The following is a 12,530-nucleotide window of genomic DNA, read 5'->3' as shown; positions in this document are numbered from 1 at the left end:
TCGTCACCCCGGCGGCCGGCACGATGGACCCGGAACTGCGCGCGGCCATCGGCCGGATCGCCCGGGTGCCCCAGCTCCTGATCGCCTGCGACTACGACGGCACCCTGGCGCCGATCGTGGAGGACCCGAGCAAGGCGGTGCCGCTGCCGGAGTCGGTGGCCGCCGTCCGGGCGCTGGCCGCGCTGCCCCAGACCACCGTGGCGGTGGTCTCCGGGCGGGCCCTGCGCGACCTGGCGGCGCTCTCCCGGCTGCCCAGCGAGGTGCACCTCGTCGGCAGCCACGGCTCCGAGTTCGACATCGGCTTCGTCGAGCGGCTCTCCCCGGAGCTGATCGCCGTGCGCACCCGGCTGCGCGACACGCTGCGCGAGATCGCCTCGGCCCACCCCGGCATCCGGCTGGAACGCAAGCCGGCGAGCGTCGCGGTGCACACCCGCGGGGTCGACCCGCAGGTCGCCGCCGCCGCCATCGAGGCGGTCCGCAACGGCCCCGCGACCTGGGACGACGTCACCGTCACCCAGGGCAAGGAGGTCTTCGAACTTTCCGTGGTGGCCACCCACAAGGGCACCGCCGTCGACCAGCTGCGCACCCAGCTCTCCGCCAGCGCGGTGCTCTTCATCGGCGACGACGTCACCGACGAGAACGCCTTCGGCAACCTGCACGGGCCGGACGTCGGCATCAAGATCGGCCCCGGCGACACCAAAGCCGGCTACCGGGTGGCCGACCCGATCGAGGCCGCCCGCGCCCTCGGCCTGCTGCTGGAGACCCGCCGGCACTGGCTCTTCGGCGAGCGGGCGGTGCCCATCGAGCGGCACTCGATGCTGGCCAACGGGCGCACGGTGGCCCTGCTCACCCCCGAGGCCAAGGTCACCTGGCTCTGCCACCCCAAGCCCGACTCGGCGGCGATCTTCGCCGACCTGGTCGGCGGCAGCCCCGCGGGGCACTTCAGCGTCGCCCCGGAACGGGGCGGCATCCCGCTCGGCCAGCGCTACCGCTCGGGCACGATGACCGTCGAGACCCGCTGGTCGGGGCTGACCGTCACCGACTGGCTCGACAAGCCGGCCAGGGAGACCACGCCCGACGGCCCGGCCGTCATCACCGGCGACTCGACGCTGGTCCGGGTGCTCACCGGCTCCGGCCGGGCCCGGCTGGAGTTCGCGCCCCGCCCCGAGTTCGGCCAGGTCGCGGTGCAGTTGCAGCCGCTCGGCGACGGCCTGCTGGTGCTCGGCTCCAACGAGCCGGTCGCGCTCTACGCGCCCGGGGTCGAGTGGCAGGTCAGCAACGACGGCGGCTACGAGACGGCCAGGGCGGTCGTGGACCTCTCCGCCGCCGGCGGGCAGGTCGTGCTGGAGCTGCGCTTCGGCACCCACAGCCTGGAACACCACCGGCTGCCCGTCCACGAGCGGCAGGCCCTGGCCGAGCAGCCGTGGAAGGACTGGGTCGCCTCGCTGCGGCTGCCGAACACGGCGCGTGACCTGGTCGCCCGCAGCGCGCTGACGCTGCGGGGGCTCTGTCACGAGGCCACCGGCTCGATCCTCGCCGCCGCGACCACCTCGCTCCCCGAGGAGCTGGGCGGCGTCCGCAACTGGGACTACCGCTACTGCTGGCTGCGGGACGCGGCGATGACCGCGCGGGCGCTTGTCGACCTGGGGTCGACGGAGGAGGCCGAGGCGCTGCTGCGCTGGGTCGACGGCTGCGTGGAGCGCACCGGCGGGCACCCCGAGCGGCTGCACCCGCTCTACACGGTCGACGGCTACGAGCTGGGCGCCGAGGCGGTCATCGACACCCTGCCCGGCTACGCCGGCTCCCGGCCGGTCCGCGTCGGCAACCTCGCCAACCACCAGCTCCAGCTCGACGTGTTCGGCCCGATCGCGGACCTGATCGCCGCCGTGGCCGACGCCCGGGGCTCGGTCCGCGAGGACGAGTGGCGGGTGCTGGAGAACATGGTCGAGGCGGTCCGCCGCCGCTGGCACGAGCCCGACCACGGCATCTGGGAGGCCCGCCTCCCCCCGCGGCACCACATCTTCTCCAAGGTGATGTGCTGGATGACCGTCGACCGGGCGCTGCACGTGGTGCGCCAGCACGGCGGCGAGGACCGGCCGGAGTGGGTGGAGCTGCGCGACCGGATCGGCGCGAACGTGCTGGAGTACGGCTGGCACGAGAGCGTCGAGGCGTACAGCGTGGCGTACGGGGACGAGGACATGGACGCCTCGTCGCTGTGGATCGGGCTGTCGGGCCTGCTCCCCGGCGACGACCCGCGCTTCCTCTCCACCGTCCTGCGGATCGAGGCCGACCTGCGCAGCGGCCCGGTCGTCTACCGCTACCACTGGGACGACGGCCTGCCCGGGCGCGAGGGCGGCTTCCACATCTGCACGGCGTGGCTGATCGAGGCGTACCTGCGCACCGGGCGGCGCACCGACGCCGAGGAGCTGTTCCACCAGATGGTCGACACCGCCGGCCCGACAGGCCTGCTCCCCGAGCAGTACGACCCGCTGGCCGAGCGCGGGCTGGGCAACCACCCGCAGGCCTACAGCCACCTCGGGCTGATCCGCTGCGCCCTGCTGCTGGACAACATGCTCAAGCAGTGACCTGACCGGCGTCGACGGCGGCCCGGGCCACCTGGCCCGGGCCGCCGTGCGTCTCCCGCACCCACCTGACCGGCCGTGCGCTCCACGGGCCCGGGGCGGGTCACCCGGCGGGGCTGTCGAGGGCGGTGACGACGTCGCCGATCACCACGACGGCCGGCGGGCGCAGGCCGGCCGCCGCCACGTCGGCGGCGACCGCCCCGAGGGTCGTCCGCAGGTCGCGTTGCGCGCCGGTGGTGCCCTCCTGCACGACCGCGACGGGGGTGGCCGGGTCCTTGCCGTGCCCGACGAGGGTCCCGGCGATCGCGGCGAGGTTCTTCAGCCCCATCAGCACGACCAGGGTGCCGCGCAGGCCGGCGAGGGCCTCCCAGCGCACCAGGGAGGCGGGCGAGTCCGGCGCGACGTGCCCCGAGACGACGGTGAACTCGTGCGCCACCGCCCGGTGGGTGACCGGCACCCCGGCCGCCGCCGGCACGGAGATCGCGCTGGTCACGCCGGGCACCACGGTCACCGGCACGCCGGCCGCCGCGCACGCCAGCAACTCCTCGCCGCCCCGGCCGAAGACGTACGGGTCGCCGCCCTTGAGCCGGACCACGGCCTTCCCCGCCAGGGCGCGCTCCACCAGGATCCGGTTGATCTCCTCCTGGGCGCGGGAGGGGCCGTACGGGATCTTGGAGGCGTCCACCAGCTCGACGTCGGGGCGCAGCTCGTCCAGGAGCAGCCCGGGCACCAGCCGGTCGGCGACGACCACGTCCGCCCCGGTGAGCAGCCGCCAGCCCTTCACCGTGATCAACTCCGGGTCACCGGGCCCGGCCCCCACCAACGCGACCCGCCCGCCCCGCGCGTGCGGAAGGGGCCCCTCCTCCACCGCGGGCGTCGACAGGGTGCCATTCCGCAGGCTCAGCAGATCGCGGATCGCGTCGCGGACGGTCATCGCCCGGCGCGGGTCGCCGCCGCCGAGCACCGCCACGGTCACCGGCCCGTGCCGGGTCACCGCCGGGGTCCAGGCGGTGGCGGCGGCCCGGTCGTCGGCGCGTACGCAGAAGATCCGGCGCTCGGCGGCGGCGGCGCTGACCGACGCGGCGGCGACCGGGTCGTCCACCGCGACCTGCACCAGCCAGGCCCCGTCCAGGTCGTCGGGGGCGAACCGGCGGGGCTCCCAGCGCAGCCGCCGGGCGTCGACGTGGGCCCGCAGCGCCGGGGTCAGCTCCGGCGCGACGAGCAGGACGTCCGCGCCGGCGTCCAGCAACGCCGGCACCCGGCGGGTGGCCACCGCTCCCCCGCCCACCACGACCACCCGTCGGCCGGCGAGCCGCAGGCCGAGGGGGTACGGGTTGCCGGTCACGCCGTCGCCCCGCGCCGCTTCCCGGCCGGGCGGGGCGGCACGCCGGCGCGCCGGAGGGTCCGCCCGCTCACTTCTCGGCCACCCCCGCCGAGTCGAAGGTGGCGACCTCGTGCAGCACCCGGACCGCGCCGGTGACCACCGGCAGGGCGAGCAGCGCGCCGGTGCCCTCGCCGAGGCGCAGCCCCAGGTCGATCAGCGGCTCCAGCCCCAGCCGGCGCAGCGCGACCGTGGCGCCCGGCTCGGCGGAGCGGTGCCCGGCCACCATGGCGCCCACGGCGTGCGGCGCGAGGGCCGCCGCCGCGAGCGCCGCGGAGACCGCGATGACCCCGTCCAGCAGGACCGGGGTCCGCCGGGCGGCGGCGCCCAGGATCAGCCCGGCCAGGGCCGCGTGCTCCAGGCCGCCGACCGCCGCCAGCACGCCCAGCGGGTCCGCCGGGTCGGGGGCGTGCCGGGTCAGCGCGGCACGCACCACGGCCACCTTCCGCGCGTACGTCGGGTCGTCGACCCCGGTGCCCCGGCCGGTCGTCCCGGCCGGGTCGATGCCGGCGAACGCCGCGATCAGGGCGGCGGCGGGGGTGGTGTTGCCGATGCCCATGTCCCCGGTGAGCAGGATGCCCGCGCCGGCGTCGATCAGCTCGCCGGCCACCCGGATGCCGGTCTCCACCGCCGCCCGGGCCTCGTCGCGGGTGAGCGCGGCGGTGACCGCCAGGTCCCGGGTGCCGGGCCGGACGTTCGCCGCCACCAGCCGGGGCACGTCGCCGGCCGGCGGATGAGCGGCCTGGTCGCCGGGCGCGGCGAACGGCAGCGGGGTGGCCACACCGACGTCGACCACGGTGACCGAGGCGCCGGCCTGCCGGGCGAACGCGTTGACCACCGCTCCGCCGGCCAGGAAGTTCCCGATCATCTGCGCGGTGACCTCCTGCGGCCAGGGCGTCACCCCCTGGGCGTGCACGCCGTGGTCGCCGGCGAAGATCGCGACCGCCGCCGGCTCCGGCAGCGGCGGCGGGCAGTGCCCGGCCAGGCCGGCGAGGCGTACGGAGAGTTCCTCCAGCGCGCCGAGCGAACCGGCGGGCTTGGTCAACCGCCCCTGCAACTCCCGGGCGGCGGCCATCGCCGACTCGTCCGGCGGCCGGATCGCCGCGATCGTGGTCTCCAGCATCATGCCTCCAGGATCTCCGCCAGTACCTCGATGAACGCGTCGGTGGTGGCCGGGTCGCGCACGGCGACGCGCAGCCAGTCCGGGCCGAGACCGGGGAACGTGTCGCCCCGACGCACCGCCCAGCCGCGTCGGCGCAGGGCGGTGCGCACCTCGGCGGCCCCGGGCAGGTGCACGAGCACGAACGCGCTGGCGGGCCGGCCGGCGACGCGTACGCCGGGCAGGGCCGACAGGCGGGCGACCAGGTGGTCGCGGTCGGCGGCGAGCCGGGCGGCGATGGCGCGCTCGGCCTCGACCGCGACGGGCGTGGCGCAGGCCGACGCGGCGGCCAGGGCGGGGGTGGAGACGGCCCACAGCGGCTGGGCGGCGGCCAGCCGCTCCAGCAGCGGGGCCTCGCCGAGCAGGTAGCCGATCCGCAGGCCGGCGAGCCCCCAGGTCTTGGTGAGGCTGCGGACCACCAGCAGGCCGGGCAGGTCCCGCCGGGCGGCCAGCGACTCCGGCTCGCCGGGCACCCCGGGCGCCGCCGTGGTGTCGGCGAACGCCTCGTCGACCACCAGCACCCGGCCGGGCCGGGCCAGCGCGGCCAGGTCGGCGGCGGGGTGCAGCACCGACGTCGGGTTGGTCGGGTTGCCGATCACGACGAGGTCGGCGTCGGCGGGCACCCGGGCCGCATCGAGCCGGAAGTCGTCGGCCGCGTCGAGCAGCACCCGCTCCACCTGGTGCCCCGCCGCGCGCAGCGCCGCCTCCGGCTCGGTGAACTGCGGGTGCACCACCACCGGGCGGCGTACGCCCGTCAGCGCCCGCGCGATCAGCACGAAACCCTCGGCGGCGCCGGCGGTCAGCAGCACCTCGGCCGGCGGGCGGCCGTGCCGGGCGGCGACGGCGGCCCGCGCGGGGCGCGGATCGGGATAGGCGGCGAGGTCGCCGAGCGCGGCGGTGACCGGGTCGGCCAACCAGTCCGGCATGGCGTCGCGCCGCACGTTGACGGCGAGGTCGACCAGCCCTTCACCCACCTCGGCGTCACCGTGGTGGGTGAGGTCGGGGCCGGCGGGGTCGGGTCGGGAGCCGTCGGCCCCGGGCGGGGCGGGAGCGGCACGAGGACCGTCGCCGGGGGCAGGCCCGGCTGGACCGGGTGCGGCCGCCGCGCGCCCGGCTCCGGACGCCGCGTCGGGCAAGGTCTCGGTCGGCTGACCACGCATGTCCGCGATCCTGCCGGGAAGCCGGCGCACGGGACAGCGGATCGCGGCGTGGGCCGCGTCACCACGCCGGAGTTTATGAATATTTCTCAAGTACGAATCGGAAATGTCATAACTTGACCGTGTGAGCAACCGACCCCTTGCTGCCGCTGGTCGTCTCGTCCCCCTTCTCCGCGCCGGGCTGATCGCCGGCATCGTGGTCGCCGCCGTGGCCTATCCGGTGGCCGCCGCCACCGGCCTCGGCGCCAAGGTCACGGCGCACGCCCTGGAGCACAAGACCAAGATCCTCACCACCGCGCTGCCGGCCGAGACGTCGTACGTCTACGCGCCCGACGGCAAGACCGTGCTGACGATGTTCTACGAGGAGTACCGGCAGTACACCAAGCTGGCGGACATCTCGCCGAGCATGCAGCAGGCCATCGTCGCCGCCGAGGACAACCGCTTCTACCAGCACCGGGGCGTCGACCCGAAGGGCGTCGCCCGCGCCTTCGTGGCCAACGCCCGCTCCAGCGGCGTCTCCCAGGGCGCCTCCACCCTGACCATGCAGTACGTCCGGATGGCGCTGCGCGACAGCGCGAAGACGCCGAAGGAGGTGCAGGAGGCGACCCAGCAGACCAGCCTGCGCAAGGTCCGGGAGATGCGGATGGCGCTGGACCTGGAGAAGGAGATGAGCAAGGAGCAGATCCTGGAGCGCTACCTCAACTCCGCCTACTTCGGCCACCGCGCGTACGGCATCTACGCGGCCAGCGAGATCTTCTTCTCCAAGCCCCCGAAGGACCTCACCCCGGTCGAGGCGGCCACCCTCGCCGGGCTGGTGAAGTCCCCGTCCGAGTACGACCCCGCCACCTCCGACCAGAAGGACGCCACCGGCCGACGCAACTACGTGCTGGACCGGATGACCCAGCTCGGCTACCTCTCGCCGGACGAGGCGACGCGGGCCAAGACGGAGCCGATCCGGCTGAAGCTGTCCTACCCCCCGAACGACTGCGCCTCCGTGCCGGAGAAGTGGAACAGCTGGGGCTTCGCCTGCGACTACCTGAAGAACTGGTGGAGCGCCCAGCCGGCGTTCGGGGAGAACCGCCTGGAGCGGATGGACAAGCTGCGCCGGGGCGGCTACCGGATCGTGCTCAGCATGGACCCGAAGATCCAGGAAGCGGCCGAGGAGAACGTCGGCACCAAGGAGAACACGGGCAGCCCCTTCGCCAACGGCATCGTGGTCTCCGAGCCCGGCACCGGGCGGGTCAAGGCGATGGCGGTGAACCGGACGTACTCGCTGGACCTGAGCGAGAACGGGCCCAGCTCCAACCCCGAGGCCGGGCCGAACGTCAAGGCCAACTATCCCAACACGGTGGCCCCCCTGCTCGGCGGCGGCGACCTGCCGGGCTACCAGGCCGGCTCGACGTTCAAGATGTTCCCGATGCTGGCCGCGCTCAACGCGGGCATGCCGCTGTCCACCTCGTTCAACGCCCCGCACCGGTACCGCTCCGAGGTCTACGACGGCTGGGCGCCCTCCAACGCCAGCGGCGCGATGAGCGGCAACCAGACCATGTGGTCCGGCTTCGGCAAGTCCGTCAACACGTACTTCGTGTGGCTGGAGGAGCAGGTCGGCGCGGACAAGGCGGTCCGCCTCGCCGAGCAGCTCGGGCTGCGCTGGCGCACCGACGTCGACAAGGAGCAGGCGTCTCCGGCCAAGGTGAAGAAGTGGGGCGCGTTCACGCTGGGCGTCTCCGACGCCACGCCGCTGGAGATGGCCAACGCGTACGCCGCCATCGCCGCCGACGGCCGGTACTGCGAGGCGATCCCGGTGCAGGCGATCTACAACCGGGACGGCACGCCGACGACCTGGAAGACCGCCTCCGGCATCGAACGCGAGGTCGCCAAGCCGCGCTGCCGGCAGGTGGTGAACGCCGACGCCGCCCGGGCCGCCACCGACGCCGCCCGCTGCCCGACCGGCGACACCCCGGCCCGGGGCAGCTGCGGCGGCTGGTCGACCGCGGACAGCGTGCGGGGGACGGTCGGCCGGCCGGTCGCGGGCAAGACGGGCACCACCGACAGCACCCGGTCGGCCTGGTTCGTCGGCTACACCCCGGAGTTGGCGGCGGCGAGCTTCATCTCCGACCCGGACAACCCGTTCAACGCCGTCGGCGACGGCCAGTCCCAGATTCCGATCAAGGCGGTGGCGCAGACGCTCCGGGACGCCCTCAAGGGCCAGCCCACCCGCCAGTTCACCCCGCCGTCGGACCGCATGGTCGGCTGACACCGCCGGATCCCGCCGGCCGCCGTCTCAGCGGAGGTCGGCGACGACGAAGGACCAGACCTCCAGGTCGACCCGGCCGCCCCGGACGAAGCCGGCGTTGCGCAGCAGCCCCTCGTAGCTGAAGCCGGCCTTCTCGGCGACCCGCCGGGACGCCAGGTTGCCGGGGGCGACGCGCAGCTCGACGCGCTGGAAGTCGTGTTCGAGGATCAGCGCGATGGCGAGCGCGTCGACCGCCTCGACCGCCAGCCCGAAGCCCCGGGCGTGCGGCGCCATCGCGTACGAGACCTCCGTGCACCGGGCGCCCCAGTCGGTGCGCCGGGTCCACAGACAGCCGACCACCCGGTCGTCCTCCCGGCGCACCACCGCGTAGTGGTCGCCGTCGCCGCTGTCGCGCCGCTGCCGCGCCAGGTCCGTGCACCAGGCCAGCCCGTCGATCTGGCCGGACGTGTCGACCAGCGGCAGCCACCGCTGGGTCTGCCGGTCGGCGAAGACCTCGTCGGCCGCCTTCGCGTCGGCGGCGGTCAGCGCACGCACCTCGGTGCGCGGCGTGGAGACCGTCAACGACGGGAAGCGGCGCACCGCCACCTGGCCGATCACGCGGGCACCCCGCCCGGCCGGGCGGTCGCGGGGTCGGCCGCCGCCCGCGCCGCCGCGTCGACCAGCCGGGCGGCGAGCTGCGGGTACGCCGCCCAGTGCACGGTGAGCTGGGAGGCGTGCACACCCCGCCAGACGAAGCCCTCGGGCGCCCCGCCGTCCCAGCTCCAGGCCGGCCGCGCCCCGGCCCGCGGGGTGAGCACGGCGCGGTGCTCCTTGTGCCCGGTCACGACCGCGCCCGCCGAGGCCACCACGCTGTCGGTCAGCGCCGTCGCCTCCCGGTAGCCGACGACCAGGCCGTCGCGGCTGGTCCCCACCGCGTCGAGCACCCCGCACATGGGCAGCCCGTCCAGCTCCCGGGCCAGCCAGAGCAGGCCGGCCCCCTCGGCGACGACCGGCCGTCCGGTGCGGGCCAGCTCGGCGACGGCGATGCAGAGCCGGCGGTTGGCGGAGAGCTGCTCGGCGTACGCCTCGGGCAGCCCGCCGCCGACGACCAACGCGCCGACGCCGGTGGGCAGCGCCTCGTCGTGCAGCGGATCGACCGTCACCACCTCCGCGCCGGCCGCCCGGAGCAGCTCCGTGGCCTCGACGTGGCCGTAGCTGCCGCCCGCCGCCCCGGCGACCGCGACGACCGGGCGCGGGTCGGCGGCGGGCCGGTCGACCTCGGGCGTCCAGGGGGCCGCCGGCAGCGGCGGGGCGGAGCGGGCCAGCCCCAGCAGCCGGTCCAGGTCGACCGTGGCGGCGACCGCCTCGCCGAGCCGGCGGACCGCGCGGGTGGCCTCGCCGGTGCGGGCGAGCGCGGGCACCGCCCCCTGCCGGCGCGACGGCAGCACCGCCGGCAGGTCGTGGCGGCGCAGCACGCCGTAGACCGGAACGCCGATGTCGTCGAGCGCCGCGCGCAGCAACTCCTCGTGTCGCGCCGACGCCACCCGGTTGAGGACCACCCCACCGAGCCAGAGCTGCTCGTCGTACGCCCGGAAGCCGTGCACCAGGGCCGCCACCGACTGCCCCATCGCGGCGACGTCGACCACCAGCACGACGGGGCTGCGCAGCGCGGTCGCCACGGCGGCCGTCGACTCGCTCTCGGGCCGGCCGGAGAGGCTGTCGTACAGCCCCATGCTGCCCTGCACGAGCGCGAACCCGGCGCCCCGCGCCCCGCGGGCGACCAGCGGGGCGACCCGGTCGGCGCCGACCAGCCGGGGGTCGAGGGTGCGGCCGGGGCGGCCGGCGGCCAGCCCGAGGTACGCGGCGTCGACGTGGTCCGGGCCGACCTTGAACCCGGCGACGTCGACGCCCCGGTCGGCGAGCGCCGCGAGCAGCCCGATCGCCAGCGCGTTCTTGCCGTGGCCGGAGGACGGCGCGCTGAGCACCAGGCGCGGCACGTCGGTCATCATCGACTCCCTGCGGGGCGGCGGGGGAAAACCCTGCGGCGGACCGACCGCGCGGTCCGCCCGCGTGACGATAGCCCAACCCGACGGCGGGTGGCCGCCACCGAGCGGGCCTGTCGGCGCGACCCGACGCGGTAGCGGCCACGATCGATTCCGGCTCGCGCCCCGGCGGCCCGGCGTGGATCGGTCGCCGGTCGGCGCTGCGGCGCGGACCGGGGCCGCCGAGGCCGGTGGCCCGGAGCACAGGGGTAGCCTCGTGGTCGTGTACCGGTTCCTGTTGACGCCGCGCTGGCTGGGCATCCTCGCGCTGACCCTGGTCGCCTCGGCGGTGATGGTGCTGCTCGGCAACTGGCAGCTGGACCGCTACCACGGGCGCACGGAGATCAACGAGCGGATCGACGCCGGCCTGCGGATGGCCCCGGTGCCACTGCGCGACGTGCTGCCCGCCCCGACCGGGGGCAGCGGCACGGCCGGCCCCGCGCCCGCCGAGGACAAGTCGTGGACCAAGGTCACCGTGACCGGCCGCTACGACCCGGCGAACGTCGTCCTGGTCCGGGGCCGCTCGGTGGACCGCAAGGTCGGCTTCGAGGTGGTGACCCCGCTCGTCCTGGCCGACGGCACGGCGGTGCTGGTGGACCGGGGTTGGATTCCGCCGGCCCGGGGCGGCGACGCGACCGTCCAGCCGGAGGTGCCACCCGCCCCTACCGGCGAGGTCACCGTCACCGGCCGGGTGCACCTGAGCGAGAGCGGCTCGGTCGACGTCTCGCGGCGCGAGGGCAAGCTGGAGACCCGGCGGATCGGCGTGCCCCGGCTGGCGCGTGAGCTGCCCTACCCGGTGCACGGCGCGTACCTGCTGCTGGACGAGCAGACCCCGGCGGCCGATCCGGTCTTCAAGGACGTGCCGGTCGGTTACACGAACAACTGGCAGAACTTCGGCTACGTCGTACAGTGGTGGATCTTCGCCGTGATGACCCTCTTCGGCTACGGCTGGGTGGCCCGGCGGGAGGCCCGTCGGCTGGCAGGCGTGGGACGCGAGCGTCCCACCGACCGCGCCGCCGAGCCCGCCTCGCACACCGCCGCCTGACCCCGTCGCGACCAACGCCCGCCCCGACAGCCCGGAGGTCGATCAGCGGTCGGCGGTCTGTTTTTCCGGACGGCCCGTCCGGCTGTCCCGATCCGTACCCGGGTCGGTCCGCGGGGCATCGGCCCGGCCCGTCGAGGTTGTAGGGTCCGCCACATGATCAACGCGTGTGGGGGGTCGCGGTGACCCCCGATCCCACGATGCCGCCGGAGCCGGTGGCGCAGCCGGCCTCGTCGACCGACCCCTGGGCGGCCGCCCCGCCCCCGCCCACCTACGCGGAGCCGCCGGCGCACCGTCCCGCGCCGCCGGCCACCGCGGAGTTCCCCACCCCGCCGGCCGCCGGCCAGCCCTCCGCGCCGCCGGCCACCACGGAGTTCCCCGCGACGCCGTACTCCGCGCCGCCGGCCACCGCCCAGTACTCCGCCCCGCCCTACTCGGCCCCGCCCGGCGCGCCCTACTCCGCCCCGCCCGGCGCGCCCTACTCCGCCCCGCCCGGCACGGCGGTCGTCCGGCCGGGGCCGCACCCGCCGGTGATGGCGCCCGTGCCGGCGCTGCCGGGCGGCTATCCGCCGCCGCAGGGCGCGGTGGCGGTGCAGATCGGCGAGATCCTGGTGAGCCCGCCGGTGATCCGTACGCCGGCCGGCGTGCTGCCGCTCGCCGGGGCGTCCTGGCACGTCACCGACTACTGGCAGAAGGAGGAGAAGACCGCGCAGTGGGCCATCGTCTGCGCGATCGTCGGCTTCTTCTGCCTGACCATCTTCAGCCTGCTCTTCCTGCTGATCAAGGAGACCCGGCACCACGGCACCGTCCAGGTCAGCGTGATGAACGGCGCCCAGCAGTACGTGGCGCGGATCCCGGTCGCCGACCAGGCGCAGGTGCAGCACATCAACAACCAGGTCAACTACGCCCGTTCCCTGTCGACGATGTGACC

Annotated in this window: 9 protein-coding genes; 4 read left to right on the top strand and 5 right to left on the bottom strand. The window is 75.6% G+C overall.

Features of this window, described 5'->3' with window-relative positions; translation table 11 throughout:
* Window positions 1-23 precede the first annotated feature (23 nt).
* Window positions 24-2,585, top strand: a complete 2,562-nt coding sequence (gene otsB / locus GA0070606_RS22330) for a trehalose-phosphatase (RefSeq protein WP_425413108.1) — start codon at window positions 24-26, stop codon at window positions 2,583-2,585.
* A 100-nt stretch (window positions 2,586-2,685) separates the two neighbouring features.
* Here otsB and cobA read toward each other — a convergent pair whose 3' ends face one another.
* From cobA to cobC, 3 genes are all read right to left on the bottom strand, one after another.
* Window positions 2,686-3,927, bottom strand: a complete 1,242-nt coding sequence (gene cobA / locus GA0070606_RS22325) for a uroporphyrinogen-III C-methyltransferase (protein ID WP_091103812.1) — start codon at window positions 3,925-3,927, stop codon at window positions 2,686-2,688.
* Window positions 3,928-3,994: 67 nt separating this feature from the next.
* Window positions 3,995-5,086 carry a nicotinate-nucleotide--dimethylbenzimidazole phosphoribosyltransferase gene (gene cobT / locus GA0070606_RS22320; protein WP_091108028.1) on the bottom strand — a complete coding sequence of 364 codons (1,092 nt, stop codon included), beginning with the start codon at window positions 5,084-5,086 and terminating at the stop codon, window positions 3,995-3,997.
* Window positions 5,086-6,282, bottom strand: a complete 1,197-nt coding sequence (gene cobC, locus GA0070606_RS22315) for an Rv2231c family histidinol phosphate aminotransferase CobC (RefSeq protein WP_091103810.1) — start codon at window positions 6,280-6,282, stop codon at window positions 5,086-5,088. The genes cobT and cobC overlap by 1 nt, the downstream gene beginning before the upstream one ends.
* 121 nt (window positions 6,283-6,403) lie before the next feature.
* Here cobC and GA0070606_RS22310 point away from each other — a divergent pair, with 121 nt between their 5' ends.
* Window positions 6,404-8,536, top strand: a complete 2,133-nt coding sequence (locus GA0070606_RS22310; protein ID WP_091103807.1) for a transglycosylase domain-containing protein — start codon at window positions 6,404-6,406, stop codon at window positions 8,534-8,536.
* A gap of 27 nt (window positions 8,537-8,563) precedes the next feature.
* Here the strand turns inward: GA0070606_RS22310 and GA0070606_RS22305 are convergent, their stop codons facing one another.
* Together GA0070606_RS22305 and GA0070606_RS22300 are read right to left on the bottom strand one after the other, a co-directional pair.
* Window positions 8,564-9,133, bottom strand: coding sequence for a GNAT family N-acetyltransferase (locus GA0070606_RS22305; RefSeq protein WP_091103806.1), 570 nt, complete (start codon window positions 9,131-9,133; stop codon window positions 8,564-8,566).
* The gene (locus GA0070606_RS22300; RefSeq protein ID WP_091103804.1) at window positions 9,130-10,521 is read right to left on the bottom strand and encodes a cobyrinic acid a,c-diamide synthase CobB; all 1,392 of its coding nucleotides are present in this window, start codon (window positions 10,519-10,521) and stop codon (window positions 9,130-9,132) included. The genes GA0070606_RS22305 and GA0070606_RS22300 overlap by 4 nt, the downstream gene beginning before the upstream one ends.
* 253 nt (window positions 10,522-10,774) lie before the next feature.
* Between GA0070606_RS22300 and GA0070606_RS22295 the strand changes: the two genes are divergently transcribed.
* Together GA0070606_RS22295 and GA0070606_RS22290 are read left to right on the top strand one after the other, a co-directional pair.
* A complete protein-coding gene (locus GA0070606_RS22295; protein WP_245724769.1) occupies window positions 10,775-11,602 on the top strand; it encodes an SURF1 family cytochrome oxidase biogenesis protein in 828 nt (275 codons plus the stop codon).
* Window positions 11,603-11,766: 164 nt separating this feature from the next.
* Window positions 11,767-12,528: a hypothetical protein gene (locus GA0070606_RS22290; protein WP_245724768.1), complete on the top strand. Its 762-nt coding sequence runs from the start codon at window positions 11,767-11,769 to the stop codon at window positions 12,526-12,528.
* The last annotated feature ends 2 nt before the right edge of the window (window positions 12,529-12,530 follow it).

The sequence above is a fragment of the Micromonospora citrea genome, from assembly GCF_900090315.1.
Lineage (GTDB): Bacteria > Actinomycetota > Actinomycetes > Mycobacteriales > Micromonosporaceae > Micromonospora > Micromonospora citrea.
Note: the sequence above shows the minus strand (reverse complement) of the source record. Positions and strands in the feature narration are given on the sequence as shown.